The sequence below is a fragment of the Kribbella pittospori genome (assembly GCF_004331465.1).
Taxonomy (GTDB): Bacteria; Actinomycetota; Actinomycetes; order Propionibacteriales; family Kribbellaceae; genus Kribbella; species Kribbella pittospori.
The window spans coordinates 26,274-51,258 of sequence record NZ_SJKB01000007.1; the positions used below are offsets into that span (position 1 = coordinate 26,274).

Sequence of the window (24,985 nt, forward strand, 5' to 3'; positions counted from 1 at the left end):
AGTGTCGACCGACACCGTTAGCAACGCCACCACCACCCCGGACGTCGAGCAGCCCTGGGCCGAGCTCGGTCTGAAGCCGGACGAGTACCAGCGGATCCGCGACATCCTGGAGCGGCGGCCGACCAGTTGCGAGCTGGCCATGTACTCGGTGATGTGGAGCGAGCACTGCTCGTACAAGTCGTCCAAGGTGCACCTGCGCAAGTTCGGCGACATCCCGCAGGAGACCCCGGCCGGGAAGATGCTGGCCGGGATCGGCGAGAACGCCGGCGTGATCGACATCGGCGAGGGGTACGCCGTCACGTTCAAGGTCGAGTCGCACAACCACCCGTCGTACGTCGAGCCGTACCAGGGCGCGGCGACCGGCGTCGGCGGCATCGTCCGCGACATCATCGCGATGGGCGCCCGTCCGGTCGCGGTGATGGACCCACTGCGGTTCGGTCCGCTGGACGCCCCGGACACCAAGCGCGTGCTGCCGGGCATCGTGTCCGGCGTCGGCGGCTACGGGAACAGCCTCGGGTTGCCGAACATCGGTGGCGAGGTCGTCTTCGACCCGACGTACCTGGGGAACCCGCTGGTGAACGCGCTGTGCATCGGTGTGATGCGGCACGAGGACCTGCACCTCGCGAACGCGACCGGCGTCGGCAACCAGATGATCCTGTACGGCGCCAAGACGGGCGGCGACGGCATCGGCGGAGTGTCGGTACTGGCGTCGGAGACCTTCGCCGAAGGCGGTCCGACCAAGCGGCCGGCGGTCCAGGTCGGTGACCCGTTCATGGAGAAGCTGCTGATCGAGTGCACGCTCGAGCTCTTCGCCGCGAAGGTTGTCGAGGGCATCCAGGACCTCGGCGGCGGCGGACTGTCCTGTGCGACCTCGGAGCTGGCCAGCGCCGGCGACGGTGGCATGCGGGTGTCGCTGGACAAGGTGCCGCTGCGCGATGCCTCGCTGTCGCCCGAAGAGATCCTGATGAGCGAGTCGCAGGAACGGATGATGGCCTGCGTCACCCCGGAGAACGTCGAGGCGTTCCTGAAGATCTGCGCCAAGTGGGACGTCCAGGCCGATGTGATCGGTGAGGTGACGGACACCGGGCGGCTGGAGATCGACTGGCACGGCGAGCGCGTCGTCGACGTCCTGCCGGAGACCGTCGCTCACGAGGGCCCGGTCTACAACCGCCCGTACGCGCGGCCGGACTGGCAGGACGACCTGCAGGCCGACGGCGCCGAGAAGTTGCCGCGCGCAACCACTGGCGCGGAGCTGCGGGACACACTGCTGAAGCTGGTTGCCTCGCCCAACCTGTGCGACAAGTCCTGGGTCACGGACCAGTACGACCGGTACGTGCTGGGCAACTCGGTGCTCTCGCAGCCCGAGGACAGCGGGATGATCCGGGTCGACGAGACCAGCGGCCTCGGCGTCGCGGTCTCGACCGACTGCAACGGGCGGTTCGCCAAGCTCGACCCGTACACCGGTGCGAAGCTCGCGCTCGCCGAGTCCTACCGGAATGTGGCCACCACGGGTGCCCGGCCGGCCGCGGTGACGGACTGCCTGAACTTCGGTTCGCCGGAGGACTCAGGTGTGATGTGGCAGTTCACCGAGGCCATCCGCGGTCTGGTCGACGGCTGCATCGAGCTGGGCATCCCGGTCACCGGCGGCAACGTGTCGTTCTACAACCAGACCGGTGAGACCCCGATCCTGCCGACGCCGGTGGTCGGCGTCCTCGGTGTCATCGACGACGTCACCCGTCGTACGCCGATCGGCTTCACGGCCGAGATGGAGGGCCACCAGCTGTACCTGCTCGGTGAGACCGAGGAGGAGTTGTCGGGGTCGGAGTGGGCGCACGTCGTCCACGGCCACCTCGGCGGGCGGCCGCCGGCGGTCGACCTCGAGGCCGAGAAGCAGTTGGCGGACATCCTGATCAACGCGTCCCGCGACGGCCTGATCGACGCGGCGCACGACGTCAGCGACGGCGGTGTCGCGCAGACGCTGGTCGAGTCGGCGCTCCGCGGTGACGTGGGTGCCCGGGTCTGGGCGCCGGACGGACTGGACCCGTTCCTGTTCCTGTTCGCGGAGTCGGCCGGCCGAGCGGTCGTCGCCGTACCGCGCACCGAAGAGGTGCGGTTCACCGACATGTGCACCGCGCGTCGCTTCCCGCACGCGAAGATCGGCGTCATCACCGGGGACGCCCTGGACGTGCAGGACCAGTTCGAGCTCCCGCTGACCGAGCTCCGCGCCGCCTGGACCCAAACGCTCCCGGCTGCGCTCAGCTGACCAAACGCTCGCGGACCCGGCCGCTGCCCGGTCGTCTGGCACACTCGAATGGACGAGTGAGGTGAGGCGGATGGTGGAGCGGCGGCCGGCGAAGCCGTCTGTGGGCGACCTGATCGGGTTGGCCTCGGCGGCCGGGCAGGAGGCCCGGGTCGCAGCGGCCCGGCGGCGGGTGGCGAACATCCGGCTCACCGACGAGGAGCGCCGGATCTGTACCGACGACCTGGCCGAGGCATTCGCTGTCGGGCGGCTGGACGAGGACGAGTTGCACCGGCGGGTGGATCGGCTGAACCAGGCCGTCACGCACGGCGAACTGCAGCCGGTCTTCGCCGGGCTGCCGGCGCCGTCGTTGTACCAGCTCGAGCCGCGCAAGACGGGCCGGTGGCGCTGGGCAGCTTTCGTGGGAGCGGTGTGGTTGGCCCTGCCGTTCTTCCTGCTCGGACTGGTCTTCCTGGTCTTCGGTCGCGAGATCGCCGCCGCGATCTTCGGCCTGCCCGCGATCCTCTGGACCCTCGTCGCCTACCGCTGGGCGGCCGGCAAGACGAAACGCTCCCGCCGGTCCTGAGACCGACGGGAGCGCTCCAGCGGAGCTACTTGGCTGGATCCGGATCGACGTACAGGCTGACCTTGCCCGGATGCCTTGTCGCGGAGCCGTACACATACCAGTTGTCGGGAACCGAGTCCTTGGTGTCGTACTTCGGGCCTGATCCGACCAGGTAGCCCTCGACCTGTACGCCGCGAGCCTCGATCAGCGGCAGGACCTGCGCGACCGTCTTGTCATCGAGGACCAGACCGGCCAGCAACTCACCCTTGTCGGTCGCCGACGACGACGAGTGCTTGTACATCTCGCCCGGCTTGGCCTTCCGGCCGAACTGGATCTCGGTGCTGCCGTCGTAGTTCTTCGGGAGCTCCAGACCCTCCTGGCAGCCCGGATCGGAGGCGTTCAGCGTGCCGTTGCACAGCTCGCCCGGTGCGAGCCGATGGAGTTGGTCCATCTCCCGCTGACTCCCGCTGCTGAAGCTGACCATCGTGCCGACGAACGGCGGGCTGACCGGGACGGACTTGACCTTGATGTCGAGGCCCATCTTCTTGAACTCGGCGTTGTACCGCTTCGGGTCGGCGTTCGGATCGACCACGCGGACGATCAGCTTGTCGCCGCGCTCGGTGAACGAGAGTGCCTGCGGCTGGTCCTGAGCGGGCTGGTTCACGAGGGTGGCCGCGACCACTCCGGCGATCAGCAGGCTGCACGCGGCCGCCAGGAGCACGCGGGGTCGCACCGAGCGGCGGCGGCTGTCCAGGCTGACCACACGCTCGTAAGGCTCGTTGGTGATGTTGGCCGACAGCTCGGACCAGGCCGCGTCGGTGATCTCATGGTCGGGGCGGGCCAGGCCGCGGACCGCCGCGTCGATGTCAGGCGTCTTCATGTGAGGTCTCTTCCGTCAGGGCGACCAGCTTCCGGTTCGCCAGCCCACGGCTCCCTCGCTCACCGGCCCTGCCCAGGCCTTGATCGGTGTCTGCGTCATACCCGGTAGATGTCCGGCAACGGTCCGACCCATTTCACCGCACGGGTGTTGCGGAACTAGCCTGTGGGGCGTGGAGGCTGTGTTGCGGGTCGCGGTGCGGGCGGACGGGCCTGCTGTGGCCGAATTGGCGCGCTCATCGGTGCGGGAGCTGTTCCCGGCGTACTACGACTCTGCTCAGACGGCCAGCGCCGCGGAGCACATCACTACGCTGGACACCGCGTTGATCGACGACGGCACCTACTACGTGCACGAGGCCGGCGGGGAGATCGTCGCGTGCGGTGGCTGGAGCCGTCGGAACAAGCTCTTCAACGCCAGTACGGCGGGAGCCGATGCGCGACTGCTGGACCCGGCGACCGAGCCGGCCAGGATCCGGGCGATGTTCGTCCGCAGCGACTGGACCCGCCGGGGTCTGGGCCGGGCGATCCTGGACGCCTGCACCGATGCCGCCCGGGCCGAGGGCTTCACGCAACTGGCGCTGATGGCGACGCTGCCCGGCGTACCGCTCTACAAGGCTTTCGGATTCACCGAGGTGGAATCCGCCGAACTCCCCATGCCCGACGGCGTCGTACTCGATGCAGTCGCGATGGAACGCCCAGTCGACCTGCTCGTGAAGGAGAAGCCCGTATGACCGCAGGCACCACCGTCGCTGCACCCAACGGCACCGAGGTCGTCCTCGGTGAGATCGGTACGCGCGTCCTGCTGAAGAACTCCCGGGTCCGCGTCTGGGAGGTCTCGCTCGCGCCGGGCGAGGCGCAGGGCTGGCACCTGCACCACAACCCGTACGTCGTGCTGTGCCTGTCGACGTCGCCGTGTCACATGGACTGGCTCGACGGCAGCCCGGCGCGGCAGCTCAACGAGAGCGTCGGTGGCTCGGTCTACCGACCGGTGTCGCCGGTTCACATGCTCACGAACGACGGCGAAACGCCGTACCTGAACCGGCTCATCGAGGTCCTCGACCTTGGTGAGGATGCCTCGGGCGATCCGTACTTCCTGGTCGCCGGCGTGCCCGCGGAGGCGGGGTTCGAGCAGGTGGGCGAGGTCCCGGCGAAGGTGGTCGTGGACGAGGACGACGTCCGCGTGCAGCACGTCACGCCTGACGCGGGGGAGTCCTACACCTGGCACACCGGCGCGTACCCGGCGCTCGTGGTCGACCTCGATCTGGAGCACCCGGACGTCACGTACCTCGAGCCCGGCGAGTCCTACACACTGCCCGCCAAGCCGATCCGCACGTCCGGATTCAACCTGGTCGAGCTGCGGTACTACAGCAAGTCACGCACCTGAGCGGCATCCCGAGCGGCCAGCACGGCAGCAGTGTCGATCTGACCGAGATCCGCGTGCCGTAGACGTTCCTTGACCAGAGGGACCTGCGGACCGACCGCACTGAGCTCGTCCACACCAAGGGCAGCAAGCAGTACGGCGGCCTGCGGATCGCTGGCGAGGTCACCGCAGACAGCTACACGTACTCCGGCTCGCCTGACCACGTGGTCGATCAGCTGCAGTACGGCGGGGTCCAGGCCATCGGCCAGTGGTGCGACCGCGGTGTTGGTGCGGTCGGCGGCGGTCGTGTACTGCGTGAGGTCGTTGGTGCCGATGCTGACGAAGTCCAGACCGGCCGCGAGAGTGTCGATCCGGAGCGCGGCGGCCGGGACCTCGACCATGATGCCGACCTCCAAACCATTGGGCTTCGGCCCGAGTTCCTCCAGCGCCCACGCGACCTCGTCGGCGGTCGTGACCATCGGGAACATCACGTGTACCGGTGTCTCGGCCGCGACTCGGCGTACGGCTTCGAGCTGATCCCGCAGCAGTTCAGGACGGCGGCGGAAGACGCGGAGGCCACGCTCACCCAGGAACGGGTTCGCCTCCTGTTCCTGCGGCAGGAACGGCAGCGGCTTGTCGCCGCCGATGTCCCAGGTCCGGATGGTGATCGGCTTCCCCTGCAGGGCTTCGGCGATCGCACGGAACTGCTCGGCCTGCTCGTCGACGGTCGGCGCCGTACGCCGATCGCCGAACAGGACCTCGGTCCGCACCAGCCCGGAGCCGTCCGCTCCGCGTGCCTCTACGGCGTCCTGCACCGACCCGACGTTCACCAGTACGGCGATCGTTCTGCCGTCCACGGTCGTCGCCGGCAGCCCGGCTTGCTCGATGGCCCGCTCCAACTCGCCACGCCGCTCCACGATCGTGCTCCGGTAGGCGTCCTCGTCCGGTCCGACCTCGAAGACTCCCGTGCGCGCGTCGAATGCGACCGTCGCCCCGGCTCGGACGTCGACCTCCCCGATTCCGGTGATCAACGGGATCCCCCGTGAGCGCGCGACGATGACGCCGTGCCCGGTGGTCCCGGCCGCTCGGACCGCGACGCCGGCGATCCGAGCGGCGTCGAGGGTGGCAGCTGTCGCCGCATCCAGCTCAGGTACAACGAGGACCCCGTCGGCCGGTGTTTCGTCGACGGTCGCTCCCGTCAGAGCCTGCAGTACCCGATCCCGGACGGCTCGGACGTCTTGGGCGCGTTCCCGCTGATAGGCGTCATCCAGCCCTTCGAACGTCTTCGCCAGGTCGTCGTAGGTCTGCTTCCACGCGACGGGTGCCGGCGTACCTGCGGCGATCGCGGCACGAATCTCGTCCAGCGGCTTGCGGTCCTTCAGCAACGCGAGATGCGCCTCGAAGATCCCACCGTGTTCCGGACTCGCATCCCGAAGCAGCCGCAACTCCCCAGCAACAGTCGCGATCGCACCATCGAGCCGCTCCGCTTCGTCGTCATCGGCAACGTAGTCGCTCAGGTCAACGCTCGCCCCAGCGATCACCGCCGGACCGATCGCGACATCCAACCCGGAGCCGCCTTCTCCCGATCCTGTCTGGGCGGCGACCGTCACCGGCTCATCGCCGAAGTTCTCGGCGGCCAGTTCGCCGATCGCCGCCAGCGCCTCGGCCGCTTGCCGACCGCTCGCACCGACTCGCAACCTGTGGCCCTGCTGGGCATTCAGGGTCGCGACCATACTCAGACTGCCCGCGTCGATCGGCCCTCGCCCGGTGTCCAGATCGGTCAGCGTCACCACAGCATCGAACGAGTTCACCAGCCCGACCAGCCGAGCCGCGGGCCGGGCGTGCAACCCATGCTCGTTGCCCACAACAACTTCCACAGTCTGATCAGCGTCCGCCACAGCAGCTGTCTCAGCGACCTCGCCTCCGCCAAGATGATCCTGCTTGCCGAGCAGACCGCGCTCGGCTTCGGCCGCGACCGCGTCGAGCGGGGCGCCGGTGGACGCGGTGACGACCGCCGCCACCAGTCCCTCGACGAGCGGCGCACTCGTCAGTCTCACGTGCGAAGCGACGTCCGGATCGACGAACTCCAGCGCCATTTCAGCGCTCAGCACCGCGCTGCCCAGATCGAGCAGCACGAGTACGCCGTCCGCGCTGTCGGCCGTCGTGATCGCCTCGGAGACCGCCATCGCGTCCGTACCGAACGTCGTCGCGTCCAGCCCGGCCGCGATCGCGATCACCGGACGGTTGTCGGCGGCAACCATTTCCGCAGCGAGCCCGACCGCCGCGGTCGCCAGCGCGTGGCTGTGCGACACGACCACGATCCCGATCATGCGAGGGTGCGGGCAGCCGACTCCAGCAACAGTGTGGTGCTCGTCGCCCCCGGGTCCTGATGACCGGCGCTGCGCTCGCCCAGGTAGCTCGCGCGGCCCTTCCGCGCGACCAGCGGGACCGTCGCGTCCCGGCCCTTGGCGGCCGCCTCCGCCGCCGCGGTGAGCGCACCGGCGAGGTCCGCTCCGCCCGCGACCGCGGCGTCATACGCGTCCAGAGCCGGCGCCCAGGCGTCGTACATGGTCTTGTCGCCGAGCTCGGCCTTGCCGCGCTGGAGGATGCCGCCGACGCCCGCCTTGAACGCCTCGCCGATCGTCGCCGGGGTCAGGTCGGCGCCGGCCAGCGCGGTCCCGAAGCGGAGGAAGAACGTGCCGTACAGCGGTCCGCTCGCCCCGCCGACCTTGCTGACCAGCGTCATCCCGGCCTTCTTCATCAACTCGTCGACCGTCCCGAAGCTGCTCTCGTCCAGCAGCGCGACGATCGCCTGGAACCCCCGGTCCATGTTCGCCCCGTGGTCCGCGTCCCCGATCGCCGAGTCCAGCTCAGTCAGGTACGCCGCGTTGTCATGCAAGGAACCCGCGGAATCCCACAGCCAGTTGACGAAGTTGTCGACTCCCATGCTCACGCGCCCCAGCGTAGGCCGGGGGTGTTCACCGGTGCGTCCCAGAGACGTACCAGTTCGTCGTCCACCTTCAGGAGGGTGACCGAGCAGCCGGCCATCTCCAGGGAGGTGATGTAGTTGCCGACCAGCGAGCGGGCGACGGTGATCCCGGCCCGGTCGAGCAGCTGGGCCACCTCGTTGTACATCAGGTACAACTCGATCAGCGGCGTACCGCCCATGCCGTTCATGAAGGCGATCACGGAATCGCCTTGCCGGTAAGGAAGATCGCTGACGACCGGGTCGACCAGCATCGCGGCGATCTCCTTCGCCGGTGCCAGCGGCAACCGTTGCCGGCCGGGCTCGCCGTGGATGCCGATGCCGACCTCCATCTCGTTGTCGGCCAGGTCGAACGTCGGCTTGCCCGCCGCCGGGACTGTGCACGAGGTGAGCGCCATGCCCATGCTGCGGCCGTTGTCGTTGACCTTCTTGGCCAGGTCCGCGACCTGCTGCAGCGGCTGGCCCTCCTCGGCGGCCGCGCCGACGATCTTCTCCAGCAGCACCGTTACACCCACGCCACGACGGCCGGCGGTGTAGAGGCTGTCCTGCACGGCGACGTCGTCGTTGGTGACGACCGAGAGCACCTCGGTGCCGGCGTCGGCCGCAGCCAGCTCGGCGGCCATCTCGAAGTTCATCACGTCACCGGTGTAGTTCTTCACGATGTGCAGTACGCCGGCGCCCGCGTCGACCTCTTTGGTCGCCGCCATCATCTGGTCCGGCACCGGCGAGGTGAACACCTCACCCGCGCAGGCCGCGTCCAGCATCCCGAGCCCGACGAAGCCGCCGTGCATCGGCTCGTGCCCGGATCCACCCCCGGAGATCAGTCCCACCTTCCCGGTCCTCGGTGCGTCCTTGCGGTACACGATCCGGTTCTCGTGATCCACCCGCAACCGATCCGGATGCGCTGCCGCCATCCCCCGCAGCGCCTCACTCACAACATCACCAGGTTCGTTGATGAGCTTCTTCATGGCACCCATCTGAGCACACGCCCGCCCGGAACGGGAGCCCCCTGAATCAGACGGTCGTCGCGGCCTTCACCTCGGACAGCAGCGGAATCGACCGGATCGGTCGGCTCAGCGTGAGCAGAAGAGACGCGACGGTCAGGATCGCGCCCAGAACGCCCACCGCGGTCCGGTGCCCGAAGCTCGCCAGCATCACGCCACCGAGGGCCGGAGCGAGCGGCTGGGTGCTGGTGGCGAGGAACATGACGGCACTCTGCGCCCGGCCTTGCAGATGGTCGGGTGTGATCAGCATCTGGTAGCCGAACAGACCTGAGTTGAGCGCCGGGAGCAGGAGCATCGCAATCGACAGCAACCCGATCAGTGTGGCTGGTGCACTGGTGAACGCGGTGGCGGTGAAGGTGCAGGCAACGATCCACGACCCGACGATCGCGATGGCGCCGGTGCTGAACATGGCCAGCAGTTTCGGTGTGAGGATCGCGCCGAGCAGTCCGCCGACGCCCATTCCGGTCTCCAGCAACCCGATCACGGACGGCCGGACGCCGCGCTGCTGGAGGTCGAGGATCAGGACCAGGATTGTCCCGTTGGCCGCGAAGTTCAGTGCGGTGGCGACCAGTGCGATCGTGCGCAGCGCGGGCTGCGCGAACAGCCAGGTGATGCCGGAGCGGATGGAGCGCAGCATCGGCTCGGGCTTGGCGTCGTGGGTTTCGGGAGCACCCAGTGGGCGGCGGATCAGCGCGAGCAGGGCGGACATCACCAGGTAGGACAGTGCGTCGATCGCCACCGGGACCACGCGGCCGACGGTGAAGAGCAGCCCGCCCAGCGGGGCACCGGCCAGCCCGGCGACGTACCCACGGCCCTGGTTGGCGGCGACCGCGGTGCCGATGTCCTCAGCCGGGACGATCTGCCGGAGGGCGGCGGTCTCGGCCGGCATGAAGAAGGCGGTGCTCACCCCGCTGCACAGGGCTACCGCGAGCAGGTGCCAGATGGTCAGCCGGTGCATCCAGCCGGCCACGGCGACCGAGCCGTACAGAACGGTGCCGGCCAGGCCGCAGCTGATCAGAATCAGGCGGCGGCTCGTCCGGTCGACCACTGCTCCGGCCGGCAACGAGGACAAGGTGGCGCCTAGGGCGTACGCCGCACCGACCAGACCGGCCTGCACCGGCGAGCTCGTGATGGCCATGGCGAGCAGCGTGAAGACGAAGGTGCTCATCGCCGAGCCGAGAGCGCTGATCGTCTGACCGCTCAACAGCTTGAGGTAGTCGCCGTTACGCAGTAACCCCCGACCTGACATAACTGGGAGATTAGGTCCATACCAGGTCAACTATGGACGGCTTGCAGGTTGTTGCAGTCAGTCCTTCGGGCGCAGGAGCGGCCGGACGACCTCGCGGGCGTCGTGGATGCGCGACTTGACCGTGCCGAGCGGGGCGCCGACCTCGGCGGCGATCTCCTCGTACGACAGGCCGTAGACGTCGCGGAGCACGAGCGGGGTGACCATCTGGGGCCGGTCGCGTTCCAGGGTCTCGAGCGCCTCGAGCAGATCCAGGCGGGTGCCGGCGATGACGCTGGTGGTGCGGGGGTCCGGCTTCTCCATCGTCTCCGGGTTGTGCGCGGCCTGGGCGGTGCGCTTCAGCTTGCGGTACGTCGACCGGGCCGAGTTCGCCGCGACCGAGTGGACCCAGGTGGAGAAGCTGCTCCGGCCGGAGTAGGTGTGAATCTTGGTCGCGATGTTGAGCAGCGCCTCCTGGGCCGCGTCCTCGGCGTCCGCGGAGTAGGGCAGCACGCTGCGGCAGATGCGCAGCACCCGCGGATGGACCAGCCTGAGCAGGTCGTCCATCGCGTTCTTGTCGCCCCCCTTGGCCCGTTCGGCCAGGGCTCCGAGGTCGTCCGTCGGGCTGGTGCTCTCGCTCATCTGCGCCTTTGCTGTCATTCCGCCCCCGGCAGGGGACTCCCAGTGATCCATAATGCCTTGTATGGGGGTCCCGACCAGACTTGGCCGCTACGTCGTGCGCCGACGCCTGGGCTCAGGCGGTTTCGCTACGGTATGGCTTGCTCACGATGAGCAACTGGATGCCGAGGTCGCGATCAAGGTACTCGCGGACAACTGGGGCCACGACGACTCGGTCCGCCGCCGGTTCCTCGAGGAGGGCCGGTTCCTGCGCCGGGTCGAGTCCGAGCACGTGGTCCAGGTGCACGACGTCGGCGAACTCGACGACGGCCGCCCGTTTCTCGTGCTCACGTACGCCGATCGCGGCACCCTGGCCGACCGGTTGAAGAAGCAACCGCTGCCGATGGTCGAGGCGGTCGACGTCGTCGTCCAGGTCGGCCGCGGCCTCCAGGCCCTCCATCGGCGCGGCCTGCTGCACCGCGACGTGAAACCCGCGAATGTTCTGTTCCGCAGCACGGACGAGGGCGAGCGCGCTGTCCTGTCCGACCTCGGCCTCGGCAAGTCGCTGGACGAGGTGTCACGGATCACAATGCCTGGCGGCACCCCGTCGTACGTCGCGCCCGAACAGGCGATGGGTGAGCGGCTGGACCAGCGCGCCGACCAGTACTCCCTCGGAGCAGTCGCGTACGCCGCTCTGACCGGGCGGTCACCGCACCAGCTCGATGGGCTCGGCGCGGCCGGGCGGGTCGCGGCGCCGCCTCCGCCGAGCTCACTCGGGTTCGAGCTGCCGGAGCAGGTCGACGCCGCGATCGTGCGCGCCCTGGACCCGGACCGCGAGAAGCGCTGGCCGGATGTGCAGTCGTTCACTCGTGAGCTCGTCGGCGGGCTGGACGAGACGACCCACGGATTCGTGCCGGCGTCGTACGGCATCCGCGATGTGGGCGACAGTCCGTCGGACGACAGCGAGACGACCGCGCTCAGCGACGCCAACAAGCCCACGATCGTCAAGCCGGCGGCCGAGGAGCCCGAGGAGACTGCGCCGGCGGTCGCATCGGTCGAGCCTGCCACGGAGCCTGCTCCGAAGCGGAAGCGGCGCCGGGGTCGGTGGGTGCTCGCCGCCGTCCTGGCACTGATCGTGGGCGGTGGGGTCGGGTTCGGAGCCCAGCGCTACCTGTCCGCGCGCGAGGTCGTGCCGCTCTCGTACGGCTGGGTCAACCTGGAGATGCCGAAGGGCTGGGCGAAGTCGGTTGCCGACGCGGACTGGCAGCCGCCGGGCACCACACAGTCCTACCCGGCGCTCCGGGTCAGTCAGGACCCGAGCTGGTCGACGAGGTCACCCGGGGTCTTCATCGGCATGACCGATGCGCAGGTCACACGCCTGTCGGTCGGCAGCGGCAAGTCATTCGGCTGCGTCGCCGACGAGGAGGTCAAGTCCTCGACAGTCAACGGTTCCGCGGTGACCGAGCGGTTCTCCACCGGCTGCGGTGACGGCAGCAGTATGCTCCTGCAGCGAGTCGTGGACACGGGGACCACCGGCTCGATGCTCGTTCAGGTCCTGGTACCGGCCGATGGCCGCGACCGGGCTCTCGAGATCGCCCACTCGGTGTCGTTCACCGGCTGACGAGCGCTTCTGTCCTGCTCGGTCCCGAGGAAGTCCCTGGTGTTGCGTTTCGCATTCGACCGGCTCCGGCCGTCCCCTGCCCTGATCCAGTCCACCCGCCGCGGCTTCTACCGCCTCCGCACCACCATCTTCCGAGCCATCTGGCCGATTGACTGACCGCACTTCGGGTACGGCGTACAGCGTGTTCGACGGTTTCACGACATTCGACGTATCGGTGTCCGGAGCAACCATCCACGGCCGCCGCGCCGGCAACGGACCGCCCGTCCTGCTGCTGCACGGTTTCCCCGAGACCCACGTCATGTGGCATCGCGTCGCCCCGGCGCTGGCTCGGGAGTTCAGCGTGGTCGTGACCGACCTGACCGGCTTCGGTGACAGCACGGCCGGTGACACCCACTCGATGCGAGAGCTGGCGGGTCACCAGGTCGAAGTGATGCAAGCCCTCGGGTACGACGCTTTCGCGGTGGCCGGTCACGACCGGGGGGCTCGGTGCGCGTACCGGATGGCGCTTGACCACCCGGAGGTCGTGACGAGGCTCGCCGTGCTGGACATCGTGCCGACCGGGGATGCGTTCGACCGGGCGGACAAGGAGTTCGCGCTGGGGTACTGGGTCTGGTCGTTCCTGGCGGCGCCGGAACCGATCCCGGAACGCCTGATAGCGCAGGAACCTGAGCTGTTCGTGCACCACTTCCTGGACAGTTGGTCCGCGGCCGACGTGTTCCCGCGAGAGGTCCGGGAGGAGTACGTGCGCCACTTCCGCGATCCGGGCACGGTTCACGCGATCTGCGAGGAGTACCGCGCTGCGGCGACTGTCGACCACCAGCACGACACGACCGATCGCGGCGTACGGCGGATCGGCTGTCCGGTGCTGGCGTTGTGGGATCCGTCGGGTGCGGTGGCCAGTTGGTACGGCGATCCGGTCGCGGTCTGGCGGGAGTGGGCGGACGACGTCGTGGGAGCGCCGATTCCGGCCGGGCACTTCATGGCCGAAGAGGCTCCGGCCGAGACACTCGATCGGTTGATGCCCTTTCTGCGTGGGGATGTACGGTCAGCCAGGTGATGGCCAGCCCGACGAGCCACAGGGTGGTGCCGAGGTAGGCGAGGGTGTGGAGGCCGGGGATCATGCCGGCGGGGCTGCCGACGACTGCGCCGTACAGAATGATGCCGACGGCACCGAATGCCTGCCGGCAGGTGTTGTTGACGCCGCTGGCGAATCCGGCACGATCGGGCGGTAGTGAGGCGACGGCCGCGTTGACGACGGCGGCGGTGAGGAAACCCATGCCGATGCCCAGGCCGAGCTCGACGGGTACGAGTTCGCGGTAGCCGCCGTGGACCATCAGCAGGCAGGCCGATCCGGCTGCTCCGAGTACCAGGCCGATGGTCATGGGCAGTCGAGGTCCGTAGCGGGCGGTGATGCGGCCGGACACCGGCGCGAGTACGGAGAGCGGCAGGAACAGAGGGATGAGTTCGAGACCGGCCCGGAATGCGTTGTGGCCAAGGTGTTCCTGCAAATACAGCGTAAGTACGAGGACCGTGCCGAGACCGACCAGAGTCATCAGGCCGGCGGTGACATTCGCACCGACGAAGTCCCTGCCGATGCGGAGCGGGCTCCGCGTGCCCTGCCTGGCCGATTGATGGTGAGGGATCAGGCGGAAGGCCAAAGGAAGACCGACGGCGATGATCGGAAGGTTGATCAGGAACACAGCCCGCCATCCGAGCCCGCTGACCAGCGCACCACCCAGCAGCGGACCGGACGGTAGCGAGAGCGCTCCGGCGCCGGCCCAGATGCCGACCGCACGAGCCCTTGCCGCACGGTCGACGTACAGGTCGGTGATGACGGCCAGCGTGCCGGGGAGGAGCAGAGCGGCGCCGATGCCTTGTACTGCGCGGGCCGCCACGAGCAGTTCGATGTTGGGCGCAACACCACAGCCCAGCGAGGCCAGTCCGAACACGGCGAGACCTGCAAGCACCACGCGCCGGTGGCCGAACCGGTCGCCCAGTGCGCCGCAGACGAGGAGCAGCGCGGCGAGCGTGATCATGTAGGCGTCGACGACCCACTGCTGCCCGGCGAGCGTCGTACCAAGGTCGATCCGGATGTCCGGAAGGGCCACGTTGACGACGGTCACATCGAGCTGGACCAGGAAGATCCCGACGCAGAGGAGGGCGAGAAGCATGTGTTCCAACCTCGCATCGAATCACTTCGGGTTGCGTCGAAGTGTGACGGTGTGAGCATGGAGGCATGGAGTTCACCGGGGATGCGGATGTGGCCCGCGCGGCCGCACTGCTGGCTGAGCCCGCCCGTGCGAAGGTGCTGATGGCGCTGGCGGACGGTCGAGCGCTCCCTGCGTCCCTGCTCGCCACCGAGGCCGGTGTGTCACCCCAGACGGTCAGCTCACACCTCCACAAGCTCCTGGACGGCGGTCTGCTCGAGATGGAGCGCTCCGGACGCCACAGGTACTACCGGCTCGCCGGTCCCGAGGTGGCTGCGGCAGTGGAGGCAGTGGCACGCATCGCCAAGCCGCAGCCAATCAACTCGCTCCGGCAGAGCACTCGCGCCGCGGCACTCCGCGAGGCGCGCACCTGCTACGACCACCTGGCCGGTCGGCTGGGCGTCGCTCTGCTCGAAGGCCTGGTACGACGTGAGGCGCTGGTCCGGACTGACGGCGGAACCGGCACGGACCGTCGGCCGGAGGACCCACTGGCGCAGCAGCTACCGGACGGGCCGTACGCGTTGGGTCCTACGGCTTCAGAGGTCTTCGGCGAGCTGGGTGTCGACCTGTCGGAGAAGCCATCCGGCCGGCGGTTGCTGAGGTTCTGCGTCGACTGGAGCGAGCAACGGCATCACCTCGCCGGTCGCCTCGGTGCGATGGTCGCCAACGCGACACTCGAACGGGACTGGGTACGCCGAAGGCCCCGGCAACGCGCAGTCGACCTCACCGACGCCGGTCGGCACGCTCTGGCGGACCTGCTCGGTTAGGGCGTGTCCCGGCGTACGACGCTCTTGGACGCGTGGTCGAGGACGTCCAGCAGCGCGTCCTTGTCCTGCGGGAGACCGGTCGAGCTCATCTCGACCGCGCAGAGGCCACTGTCGTCGGCGACCCAGCGGACGATGACGTACCGGAGAACCCCTTCGGACGTTTGCGACTCCGGCGGCAGGTAGGTGTAGGCGAGCGTCGCCTGATCGTCCTCGACCTGCTGGGAAACGATCCTCAGCAGCTGGTTCTTGTCCAGGACGTTGAGGTCCTTGATTCGCGCGGCCATCGACGCGGCCGGTGGGCGGCTGATGGTGAAGCCCGCCTCGATCCGGATCCAGCGCTTCGAGGTCGGATCGGTGAACCGGGCGTAGTTCGGCGGATCGGGCTGGGTGATCCGCCAGTTGTACGGCACCCGGGCGCTGACATGGGACTTCACCACGAGCTCCGCGGTGAACGACCGGGTCTTGTAGCTGATGTCGTCCGCCTGCAGCGCAGGCCTGTTGTCGGGCTTGGGCGTGCGCGTCGGCACTGCGGATGTGGGTGTCACCGAAGGCGTCGGTGATGCGGTCCCGAGCGGAGCGGCCGAGCCGGACGCCACCGCGGGCTGCGCCTCACCGATCAGCAGTCCGACCCCGTATCCACCCGCGCCTCCGAGGGCCGTGATCACCACGAGCCCGGATCCCAGCAGGGCGCCAACAGTCCCCCGACGAGCCACGCCTGCCTCACCTCCCCACTTTGAAGCCCTACTTCAATGACACTTCAGCCCGCCACAAGGTTGCAGCAGCCCGGTAACGATTCCATGAAAAAGCTGCCCGTCCGGGCAGCGGACCTCCGATGACAGCGGCTCAGCCGGTCTCACGAACGGACTGGGTGGCCCGGAGCAGGACCTCGTCCAGCGCGGACGAGTCGTCGGGCAGGCCGGTGATGCTCATCTCCACGTTGGCCAGGTCATCGCCGTTGGTCGAGACCCAGCGGACGATCACGTAGCGCAGCGTGTCGGTCGGGATGTAGGTGTAGACAAGGGTCGAGACCGTCCGTAGCTGGTCGTCGTCGCCCACGATCTGCTCGGTGGTCTGGGACTTGATCTGCAGGTCGTCCTGCGGCGGCAGGCTCTTCCTCAGGTCGATGATGAGGCCGGCCAGCGCGTCCTTGGTGGGGATCGGCGGGCGGTTCGCCTCCACCCGGACACCTCGCTCGTTGCGGGGATCGAGGTACTTGACCTCGGCCGGCCGCTTCGGGTCCGTCTTGTAGTGCCAGCCGTCCGGTACGTCGATCGCCATCTGCACCGACTGGTAGTCCTTCGGCGAGACCGTGAAGGTACGCCGCCGGAAGCTCAGATCGGTCTCGAGTGGCGGGATCGTGTTGGGCACCGGCGTCTTGACCGGCAGCGGCGGCTCGGACGGTGTCTGGGACGGCGTTGGCCCTGCCGGTGTCACCTGACCGAGTGGGGCCGCATCACCGGAGGCCGTTGCCGCCGGGATGTCCCAGCGGTCGCCGGCGAAGTAGCCGCCGGCTGCCCCGAGGACCGTGACCAGCAGCAGAACGATGACCAGAATCGGACGTTTCACCGGCCCACCGATCCGCGGTTCGGCGCCTGCTCGGTGGCGTCGAGGAGGGCGTCGTACGGCGGGACCCGCAGGCTGCCGGAAAGTCGGCTCGAGGGCAGGCTGCAGCGTCCGGGCAGCCGCGGAGCGTACGGCGGGCTGACCGGTCGGGCGCAGGCGGTCGCGGACACATCCTCATCTTCTCAGGCGACCCGGGCAGGGACCCAAAACGTGTGATCCGGTTTTCCCGCCGGCCCGAACTGAATCCTTTCAACGAGGTCTTGACACCCCTCCGGGGCGACCGTAGCGTCCCGCGTGAAAAAAGTAACACGAATGCACGATTACTTCACATCCCACAGCGGTACTTCAGAGGCGGCTCGCGCCTCGCTCAGGAGGAACTCATGGCAATCGATCAGACCGTCAGCCGGCGGCGTCTCCTGCAGCTGATGGGAGGCGCCGCCGCGGTCGGCACCCTGGCGGCCTGCGGAGGCAACGGTGGCGGCTCGTCGTCGTCCGGCGGTCAGCTCAAGGTGATCGGCGCCGGCAGCCAGGAGGCCGGCCTGCGCAAGGCGCTCGACGACTACAAGAAGGCGAACTCCGACTTCGACTTCAACCTCTCGTTCTCGCCCGCCGACCAGTTGCAGACCGCCCTGCGGGCCCAGCTCGCGGCCGGCAACGCGCCCGACATGCACGCGGTCTACCCGGGCAACGGCAGCGCGATGTCGATGGTCCAGCTCAGCAAGGCGAACCTGCTCACCGACCTCAGTGCCCAGTCCTGGACGCAGAAGATCCCGGAAGGGTTCAAGGGCGCCTTCCAGCAGGACGGCAAGACGTTCATCTTCTCGCCCGGCACCAGCGTGCTCGGCGCGATCTACAACAAGAAGGCGTTCGCGAGCGCCGGCGTCGAGCCGCCCACGACCTGGTCGGAGCTGCTGGCCGTCTGCGACAAGCTGAAGAAGAAGGGCATCGTCCCGATCGCACTCGGCGCGCAGACCCCGTGGGTCACCCAGCTGATCGACTACGCGCTGGTGCCCGGCACGGTCTACGCGAAGAATCCGGACTTCGACGGCAAGATGATCGCCGGCAACGCGTCGTTCGGCGACTCCGGCTGGGCCGACGCGATGGACAAGTACCTGGAGCTGCAGAAGAAGGGCTTCTTCAACGACAACCCGAACGGGACGACTTACGAGCAGGCCACCTCGATGGTCGGCACCGGCAAGGCCGCGATGGCCGTGCAGGTGTCCGCGGTGCTGCAGGCGTTCCGGGACGCGTCGCCGTCGCCGGACGACCTCGGCATGTTCCCGTTCCCGGCCACCGACGTCGCGGCGGACAACTGGATCCCCGGCGGCATCGTGGTCGGCATCGCGGTCAGCGCGAAGAGCAAGAAGGCCGAGCAGGCGAAGAAGTTCATCGAGTACTGCGGCCGGCCGGAGGTCGTGAGCGCCTGGTCCCAGGCCGTCGCCTGCGTTCCGCTGTACTCCGACGGCGACGCGAAGGTCGACCCGGTGCTGACGTCGTTCCTGCCGTACCTGAAGGACAACAAGGCCGTGCCGTTCATGGACCAGCGCTGGCCGAACGCCGAGGTCCAGCCGACCCACTTCGCCGTCGTCCAGGAACTCCTCGGCGGCAAGACCACGGTCCAGGGCGCACTGAAGAAGATGGACGAGGCCTACCGGAAGACCGCATGACCGTCACCGCTCCACCGGTCACGCCGGTACGACGGGATGCCTCGAAACCACCGCGGCGGCGGGGCGGCGGGGTCGCGCCGCCGTGGTTGTTCGCGGCCCCGGCACTGATCGTCTATGCGCTGGTGATGCTCTATCCGAGCATCGTCGGCGCGGGGTCGGCGTTCACCGACTGGTCCGGCGTCGGCGAGGCGCGGTCGTTCGTCGGCGTGGACAACTTCAAGCAGCTGGTGCACGACGACCAGGCGCTGGGTGCGTTGCGGAACACGCTGCTGCTGACCATCGCGATCGTCGTCGTACAGAACGGGATCGGTCTGCTGCTCGCGCTCGGCGTACACACGAATATCAAGAGCCGGATGGCGTTGCGGGTGATCTTCTTCGCGCCGGTCGTGGTCAGCCCGGTGATGGTGTCGTTCCTGTGGAAGTACGTCTACAACCCGGCGCCGGACGCGGGCCTCAACGCGGCGCTGAACGCGATCGGGCTCGGTGCGCTGCGGCAGGACTGGCTCGGGAATCCGTCGCTCGCGATCTGGTCGGTCGCGTTCACGGTGATCTGGCAGTGCGCGGGGTACTCGATGGTGATTTTCCTGGCCGGGCTGGAAGGCGTACCGCAGGAGTTGCACGAGTCCGCGATGGTGGACGGTGCCGGGACGGTCGCGCGGTTCCGGCACATCACCTGGCCGCTGCTCGCGCCGGCGGTGACGATCAACGTGATGCTGTCGACGGTGGGTGGGCTGACGCTGTTCACCCAGATCATCGCGATGACGAACGGCGGGCCCGGGTACGCGACCGACACGTTGTCGACCGTGCTGTACAAGCAGGCCTTCGTGTACGGGAAGTTCGGCTACAGCACGGCGGTCGCGCTGGTCCTGGCGATCTTCGTCGCGGCGGTGTCGTTCATCCAGATCGGGTACCTGCGATCGAGGGAGACGGCAGCATGAGGACCGGCTATCGTCCCCGCACGTTCGTGCTCGAGATCGTCATGGTCGCGGTTGCGATCGCCTTCCTGTTCCCCGTCTACGCGCTGGTGACGCTGGCGTTCAAGGATCCGCAGCAGATCGCGAACAAGCCGCTGTCATTGCCTTCGCCGCCGTCGGTCGGCAGCTTCGGTGAGGCCTGGCGGTCTGCGTCGCTCGGCTCCGCATTGCTGCACAGCACATTGATCACTGTTGCCAGTGTGATCGTGTTGATCGTTCTCGGGTCGCTGGCAGCGTACTTCCTGGCCCGGACCGTGACGCGGCTCAGTTACAGCCTCTACATCCTGTTCCTGGTCGGCATCATCCTGCCGATCCAGCTCGGGATGATCCCGCTGTATCAGCTGGTCAACGACATGGGTCTGCTCGGGACGTACCAGGGCATGATCCTGTTCTACACGGGCATCCAGTTGCCGTTCACGGTCTTCCTGTACACCGGGTTCATCGGCTCGCTGCCGGCCGACTACACCAACGCGGCGTTGATCGACGGGGCCTCGCATCTGCAGGCTTTCGCGCATGTGATCTTCCCGCTGCTGCGGCCGATCACCGGGACCGTGCTGATCCTGAACGCCGTACACATCTGGAACGACTTCTTCACCCCGCTGCTGTATCTGGGCGGCTCGGGCAGGGAAACCGTCCCCGTACGGGTGTTTGCCTTTGTCAACGAATACACGTCCGACTACGGACTCGTCGCGGCCGGTCTTGTGCTCGCGGCGCTGCCGATCCTGGTCGTCTTCCTGATCCTCCAGCGGTACGTCATCCGTGGCTTCTCCAGTGGCCTGAAGGGATAACTGTGGCTCTCCCCGAGCGCCTGGCGTCGGTCCTCACCGATCCGCCCAGGGCCTTCTCACCTGCGCCCCTGTGGTGGTGGAGCGGTGAACCGCTCGACCCGGCGCGGTTGCGCTGGCAGCTGGAGCGGTTCGTCGAAGGTGGCGTGTACCAGCTCGTCGTCATGAACCTGGCGCCGGCCGGGACCGACCACGGCTGCGACGCCGACGACCCGCCCTTCTTCTCCGAGCGGTGGTGGGAGATCTTCCTCGGCGTCTGCGACGACGCTGAGTCGCTGGGTGTGTCGTTGTGGTTCTACGACCAGCTGGGGTTCTCCGGTGCGGACATTCAGGCACGGTTGGTGGCTCGGCAGCCTGCCTTTGCGGGTCGCCGTCTGCAGCGCCTGACCGTGACTGGCACTGGACGGTTGGTGCTGCGTTGCCCTGCCGGGGGCCGCGTTCTGGCGGCTGTGCTCGGCTCGGAGCCTGTGCCGGTCGTTGATGGCGTTGCCGAATGTGACGCTTCGTCGGAGTCACGCCTGTCCTTGTTCTACGAGACGGACCACGGGTTCGACTACCTCAGTCCTTCCGCGTGTGCCGCGCTGCTGGACCAGGTGCACGGGGAATTCGAACGACGGTTGGGGGATCGCCTCGGCCAGGTGGTTGTCGGTTCGTTCCAGGACGAACTGCCGTCCGTGCCGACCTGGTCCGCTGATTTCGCCGAACAGTTCGTCGCGCGGTACGGGTACGACCTTCGCGACCATCTGGCTGCGTTGTGGGATCTCGACGTACCGGATGGTGCTCGGGTCCGGCGGGACTATCACGCATTGCGGTCTTTGCTCGCGGAAGAGGCGTTCTTCCGGCCGCTGCACGAGTGGCACGAGAAGCACGGGCTGATCGTCGGGTGCGACCAGCAGGATCCGGCGCGGGCCGGGCGTCCGGTTGAGGGCGTGGAGTTGTACGCCGACTATGCGCGGACGCATCGGTGGTTCAGTGCGCCCGGGTCCGATCATCATGGGGACGCGCGGATCCACTCGTCGTTGGCGCATCTGTACGACCGGCCGCGGACGTGGATCGAGGCGTTCCACTCCACCGGGTGGGGTGGAACGCTGGAGGAGACGTTCGACTGGTTGCTGCCGTGGTTGCGGACCGGGGCGACGCTTTACAACCCGCACGCCGTCTACTACACGACCCGCGCCGGCTGGTGGGAATGGGCGCCACCGGCAACGGATTGGCGGCAGCCGTACTGGCGTCATCACAGGTCGTTTGCTGATGCGGTGACGCGGTTGTGCGCGGCGTTGTCGCTGGGGCGGCATGTGTGTGATGTGGCAGTCCTCTTCCCGACTGTGACAGCTCAATCCGATACCTCGTTGAGCGGGCCTGGGCCGGCTGCTGTGCGTGCGCAGGAGACCTATCGTGAGCTGATCGGCGACGCGACCTGGTTCGCTCCCGTGCCAGGTGTGCTCGATCGGGCGCGGATCGACGCCGACGTGATCGACGATGATTCGCTAGCTGGGGCCGAGGTTGGGGAAGGCCCACGGTTGCTTGTCGCGAGCGAGTGCTATTCGGCCGTGGTGTTGCCTGCAGCAACTGTGTCGGAGGACGCGGTGAGTGAGCGATTGTCCGAGTTCGTGTTGGCGGGTGGGTTGGTGGTTGCTGTCGGCACCGTTCCGTCTGGCCTGCCGGAGGGCGTCGTACTCGTTGCCACGGCCGCCGAGGTCCCCGGGGAGCTTGGGAGGCTGCAGCGACGGGTCGAGGCTGACGTGCCGGTGCTCGCGCGGGAAGTGGACGACGCTTTGGTCGTGTTCATCACGCCTACCGAGTGGAGTGCGACGGAGATCGCGGGACCGCCGGTGGGGCGCGGAATCAGTCATGAATGGGCGAGTGTCGGCTACACGTTCGATCCTGGGCGCTATCGCCGGGAGGTCGTCGTACAGGTCCGCGACGTACCGGGGCCGCCGCTGCTTGTGGATCCGTTTGGTGGTGAGCCTCGAGCCCTTGCCTATAAGACCGTCGGTGACTTGACCGAGGTCGCCGTTCCATTCGACGCCGGTCCCGCGGCCCTGCTGGTGTTTGCCTCGGGCAACCCTGTGGCGGCTCTCGACGCTCCGTTGGTGCGGGAGGTTGAGACCCTGGCCGGCGATTGGGACGTGACGCTGATCCCGACGCTCGACAACCAGTGGGGCGACTTCGCCTGGCCGGCCTCGCCGTCGTCAGGCTCCGTGGTTGAGCGATGGGCACTCGAGCACCGTGTCGAGGGCTCCGACTCCGACGACTGGCGCCCGGCGCACGCGACGTTCGGGCCGCACGGTTTGATCGACGGCCGGCCGATCGAGTACTCCGAGAAGCTCGGCATCCACAAGGACCCGATTCATCATCACGCCCTCGGCCCGAAGGGTCACGTCCCTGAGGACTTCCTCGACTTCGGCACCGTGACTGCCGGCGACACCGTCACGTTCGCCGCCGCGTTCACGGTGGACGCCCTCGAGACCGCTGTCGTCGTCGGCGCCGCCGCGGCCAAGGAACTCCTGATCGACGGCAACCCTGTGCCGATCGACGATTTCGGCGGTCATTTCGCGTCGGGCGCCGTCAGCCTCGCCGCCGGTCAACATCACCTGGAACTCCGGCTGACTCCCGAGGTGGATCTCCATCTCCGCGCGAACATCGCCTTCGTCAGCGAGCTCACGTCATACCGTCGTCCCGACTGGATCGCGGTCGCCGAGCCGCCCGAACCTGGGACTGCGATCCGCTACACCACAACCGTCGTACCGGGCGACTGCTCCGAACTCACCCTGACCGCATGGGGCTCGGCGAAACTCCTCGTCAACGGTGCGGAGGTCGGCCGGCAGGGCGGGTTCATGCCGTACGAACGCACGACCCCTCGAGTCCGCCGGTACGACGCTTCATCGGCGCTCCACCCAGGTGCCAACACGATCGCCGTCGAGGTCACCCAGCCAACCCCGATCCTCGTCGACGGCCTAGCCATCAGCGACCACGACTGGAACGCCGAGATCGCGGACGCCGTCGTACCAACCATCCGCCGCCGCCCACAACACCGAGCCCTAGCCGACCTCTACCTAACCCGCCGCCCCCACCCCCTACCCGCCGCCTCCTGGCTAGACGGCACCCCCACGACCACTCTCGAGTCGTCCACGGTCGTCCCCGTAACCTTTGCCGTACCGAGGTCCGCCCCCGAGCGCATCGAACACCTACGCTTCAACCTCCCCCCAGGCACAACCCACCTCGAACTAGACGTACTAGGCGAAGCAGTCCTAACAGTCGACGGCACCGAACTAGCCACCACCACAAACCCACCCGCCTTCGTCCCCACCGCCACCGCCTACCCGGACCTCGCCGTCCCCACCATCACCGGCCACCTGGACGTCGCCGTACCTGCCGGCTCTCGGGTCGGCTGGCTCACCGTCCTCACGCAACCCGGCTTCGAAGCCGGCGCTGCTCTCGCCGGTCCCATCCGAGCCCACGTAGGCCCCGGCCGCATGTCACTCGGCAACTGGGAGGACCAGGGCCTGTCGGAGTACTCCGGCGGCGTCCGCTACACCCGCGAACTGCACATCCCCGAAGCCCGCGATCTCCAACTCGACCTAGGCCGCGTCCGCGGCACCGCCGAGGTCTTCCTGGACGGCGTCTCCGCAGGCACCCGCTTCTGCGCCCCCTACACCTACAACCTCCCCGCCACCCCCGCCGGCCCCCACACCCTCACCATCGAAGTCTTCAACACCCTCGCCCCCCACCTCAACGCCACCAGCCCCACCCACTTCATCTTCCCCAACCAAGAAACCTCCGGCCTCCAAGGCCCAATAACCCTCAAGACCACCTAGTCCCATCACCCACGCATGCTGCTGCCCGCTCTCCCGGAGTACTCCAGGAACTGTGCGGTCGCATGCTCGTCGTGTTGGTGCGTGCTGCCGCCCCGCTTCACCTGAGTGCCTCCGCGGACCGTGAGGTCGCCTGCATGTCGTAGTACGTGATGGGCGCGGGGCCCAGACAGCTGTTGCGTTTGTTGCGTTTATTGCGGATACTGCATTTGTTGATCGTTGATGAGTGCCGGCGGTCCACAGGAGGAGTGGTCATGAATTCCGCAGAGCTTGCTACCGCCCGACCGGACGCCGCTGAGGTACGGACCGCAGACATCGCCATGCGGCGGGTCAAGCGCTACCTGGCCGATCATGCGGAGGAGCGCGACATCCGTGTGGCCGTCGGCGGCGATCCCGATGACACCTTGTCGGTGCCGAGGAGCGCGATGGAACTGTTGGCGCGGGTGCTGGCCCACATGGCTGCCGGCCAGGCGGTCTCGGTCGTCCCCGCCCATGCCGAGCTGACGACCCAGCAAGCCGCCAACCTGCTGAACGTCTCCAGACCCTTCCTCATCGGTCTCCTGGACTCCGGACTGATCGAGTACCGCAGGGTGGGAAAGCACCGCCGAGTGCGCGCCGACTCTCTCCTGAACTACAAACGCAACGACGACCAGGACCGCCGCGAAGCCGCCGACGAGCTCACCGAGCTCAACCGGGAGATGGGTCTGTACTGA

Annotated in this window: 22 protein-coding genes and 1 pseudogene; 12 read left to right on the forward strand and 11 right to left on the reverse strand. The window is 68.0% G+C overall.

Going from position 1 to position 24,985, the window contains the following annotated elements:
• Position 1: 1 nt before the first annotated feature.
• Together purL and E0H73_RS22185 are read left to right on the forward strand one after the other, a co-directional pair.
• Positions 2–2,263, forward strand: a complete 2,262-nt coding sequence (gene purL, locus E0H73_RS22180; RefSeq protein ID WP_131359621.1) for a phosphoribosylformylglycinamidine synthase subunit PurL — start codon at positions 2–4, stop codon at positions 2,261–2,263.
• A 70-nt stretch (positions 2,264–2,333) separates the two neighbouring features.
• A complete protein-coding gene (locus tag E0H73_RS22185; RefSeq protein ID WP_131359623.1) occupies positions 2,334–2,825 on the forward strand; it encodes a DUF1707 SHOCT-like domain-containing protein in 492 nt (163 codons plus the stop codon).
• Positions 2,826–2,850: 25 nt separating this feature from the next.
• On the opposite strand, the gene E0H73_RS22190 is transcribed toward E0H73_RS22185, so the two are convergent.
• Positions 2,851–3,684, reverse strand: coding sequence for a hypothetical protein (locus E0H73_RS22190; RefSeq protein WP_131359625.1), 834 nt, complete (start codon positions 3,682–3,684; stop codon positions 2,851–2,853).
• A gap of 169 nt (positions 3,685–3,853) precedes the next feature.
• On the opposite strand from E0H73_RS22190, the gene E0H73_RS22195 reads away from it, so the two are divergent.
• Together E0H73_RS22195 and E0H73_RS22200 are read left to right on the forward strand one after the other, a co-directional pair.
• Positions 3,854–4,411: a GNAT family N-acetyltransferase gene (locus E0H73_RS22195; RefSeq protein WP_238164165.1), complete on the forward strand. Its 558-nt coding sequence runs from the start codon at positions 3,854–3,856 to the stop codon at positions 4,409–4,411.
• Positions 4,408–5,064 carry a cupin domain-containing protein gene (locus E0H73_RS22200; RefSeq protein ID WP_131359627.1) on the forward strand — a complete coding sequence of 219 codons (657 nt, stop codon included), beginning with the start codon at positions 4,408–4,410 and terminating at the stop codon, positions 5,062–5,064. The genes E0H73_RS22195 and E0H73_RS22200 overlap by 4 nt, the downstream gene beginning before the upstream one ends.
• Here the strand turns inward: E0H73_RS22200 and E0H73_RS22205 are convergent.
• The 6 genes and pseudogenes from E0H73_RS22205 to E0H73_RS22225 all read right to left on the reverse strand — a co-directional run bounded on the left by E0H73_RS22205 (position 5,043) and on the right by E0H73_RS22225 (position 10,897).
• A complete protein-coding gene (locus tag E0H73_RS22205) occupies positions 5,043–6,938 on the reverse strand; it encodes an HPr family phosphocarrier protein (protein ID WP_337590328.1) in 1,896 nt (631 codons plus the stop codon). The genes E0H73_RS22200 and E0H73_RS22205 overlap by 22 nt on opposite strands.
• 21 nt (positions 6,939–6,959) lie before the next feature.
• Positions 6,960–7,370 (reverse strand): annotated as a pseudogene (dhaM, locus tag E0H73_RS48250) (dihydroxyacetone kinase phosphoryl donor subunit DhaM); the annotation flags it as partial.
• Complete coding sequence (gene dhaL / locus E0H73_RS22210) at positions 7,367–7,987, reverse strand: dihydroxyacetone kinase subunit DhaL (RefSeq protein WP_131360396.1); 621 nt, start codon at positions 7,985–7,987, stop codon at positions 7,367–7,369. The pseudogene dhaM and the gene dhaL, both read right to left, overlap by 4 nt.
• Before the next feature lie 2 nt (positions 7,988–7,989).
• Positions 7,990–8,994: a dihydroxyacetone kinase subunit DhaK gene (dhaK, locus tag E0H73_RS22215; protein ID WP_131359631.1), complete on the reverse strand. Its 1,005-nt coding sequence runs from the start codon at positions 8,992–8,994 to the stop codon at positions 7,990–7,992.
• A gap of 46 nt (positions 8,995–9,040) precedes the next feature.
• Positions 9,041–10,279, reverse strand: a complete 1,239-nt coding sequence (locus E0H73_RS22220; protein WP_131359633.1) for an MFS transporter — start codon at positions 10,277–10,279, stop codon at positions 9,041–9,043.
• A 57-nt stretch (positions 10,280–10,336) separates the two neighbouring features.
• Entirely contained in the window at positions 10,337–10,897 is a 561-nt protein-coding gene (locus tag E0H73_RS22225; RefSeq protein WP_131359634.1) for an RNA polymerase sigma factor, read from the reverse strand.
• A 61-nt stretch (positions 10,898–10,958) separates the two neighbouring features.
• Here E0H73_RS22225 and E0H73_RS22230 point away from each other — a divergent pair, with 61 nt between their 5' ends.
• Both E0H73_RS22230 and E0H73_RS22235 read left to right on the forward strand, forming a co-directional pair.
• Positions 10,959–12,494 carry a serine/threonine-protein kinase gene (locus tag E0H73_RS22230; RefSeq protein ID WP_238164166.1) on the forward strand — a complete coding sequence of 512 codons (1,536 nt, stop codon included), beginning with the start codon at positions 10,959–10,961 and terminating at the stop codon, positions 12,492–12,494.
• Between the two features lie 148 nt (positions 12,495–12,642).
• A complete protein-coding gene (locus E0H73_RS22235) occupies positions 12,643–13,551 on the forward strand; it encodes an alpha/beta fold hydrolase (protein ID WP_202867506.1) in 909 nt (302 codons plus the stop codon).
• On the opposite strand, the gene E0H73_RS22240 is transcribed toward E0H73_RS22235, so the two are convergent.
• Positions 13,472–14,665: an MFS transporter gene (locus E0H73_RS22240; protein WP_131359636.1), complete on the reverse strand. Its 1,194-nt coding sequence runs from the start codon at positions 14,663–14,665 to the stop codon at positions 13,472–13,474. The two genes, E0H73_RS22235 and E0H73_RS22240, sit on opposite strands and share 80 nt — an antisense overlap.
• Before the next feature lie 65 nt (positions 14,666–14,730).
• Between E0H73_RS22240 and E0H73_RS22245 the strand changes: the two genes are divergently transcribed.
• On the forward strand, positions 14,731–15,468 hold the full coding sequence (locus E0H73_RS22245) for an ArsR/SmtB family transcription factor (protein ID WP_131359638.1): 738 nt from the start codon (positions 14,731–14,733) through the stop codon (positions 15,466–15,468).
• On the opposite strand, the gene E0H73_RS22250 is transcribed toward E0H73_RS22245, so the two are convergent.
• The 3 genes from E0H73_RS22250 to E0H73_RS45940 form a co-directional block, all read right to left on the reverse strand.
• Positions 15,465–16,181 (reverse strand): hypothetical protein, encoded by a 717-nt coding sequence (locus E0H73_RS22250; protein WP_131359640.1) that lies wholly within the window; start codon positions 16,179–16,181, stop codon positions 15,465–15,467. The genes E0H73_RS22245 and E0H73_RS22250 overlap by 4 nt on opposite strands.
• Positions 16,182–16,311: 130 nt before the next feature.
• The gene (locus E0H73_RS22255; protein ID WP_131359642.1) at positions 16,312–17,034 is read right to left on the reverse strand and encodes a hypothetical protein; all 723 of its coding nucleotides are present in this window, start codon (positions 17,032–17,034) and stop codon (positions 16,312–16,314) included.
• Complete coding sequence (locus tag E0H73_RS45940) at positions 17,031–17,201, reverse strand: hypothetical protein (protein ID WP_165555777.1); 171 nt, start codon at positions 17,199–17,201, stop codon at positions 17,031–17,033. The genes E0H73_RS22255 and E0H73_RS45940 overlap by 4 nt, the downstream gene beginning before the upstream one ends.
• A gap of 210 nt (positions 17,202–17,411) precedes the next feature.
• On the opposite strand from E0H73_RS45940, the gene E0H73_RS22260 reads away from it, so the two are divergent.
• The 5 genes from E0H73_RS22260 to E0H73_RS22280 all read left to right on the forward strand — a co-directional run bounded on the left by E0H73_RS22260 (position 17,412) and on the right by E0H73_RS22280 (position 24,985).
• A complete protein-coding gene (locus E0H73_RS22260; RefSeq protein ID WP_131359644.1) occupies positions 17,412–18,698 on the forward strand; it encodes an ABC transporter substrate-binding protein in 1,287 nt (428 codons plus the stop codon).
• On the forward strand, positions 18,695–19,636 hold the full coding sequence (locus E0H73_RS22265; protein WP_131359646.1) for a carbohydrate ABC transporter permease: 942 nt from the start codon (positions 18,695–18,697) through the stop codon (positions 19,634–19,636). The genes E0H73_RS22260 and E0H73_RS22265 overlap by 4 nt, the downstream gene beginning before the upstream one ends.
• Positions 19,633–20,460: a carbohydrate ABC transporter permease gene (locus E0H73_RS22270; RefSeq protein WP_131359648.1), complete on the forward strand. Its 828-nt coding sequence runs from the start codon at positions 19,633–19,635 to the stop codon at positions 20,458–20,460. Before E0H73_RS22265 ends, E0H73_RS22270 begins: the two co-directional genes overlap by 4 nt.
• A 2-nt stretch (positions 20,461–20,462) precedes the next feature.
• Entirely contained in the window at positions 20,463–24,275 is a 3,813-nt protein-coding gene (locus E0H73_RS22275; RefSeq protein ID WP_131359650.1) for a hypothetical protein, read from the forward strand.
• A 251-nt stretch (positions 24,276–24,526) separates the two neighbouring features.
• Complete coding sequence (locus E0H73_RS22280; RefSeq protein ID WP_131359652.1) at positions 24,527–24,985, forward strand: helix-turn-helix domain-containing protein; 459 nt, start codon at positions 24,527–24,529, stop codon at positions 24,983–24,985.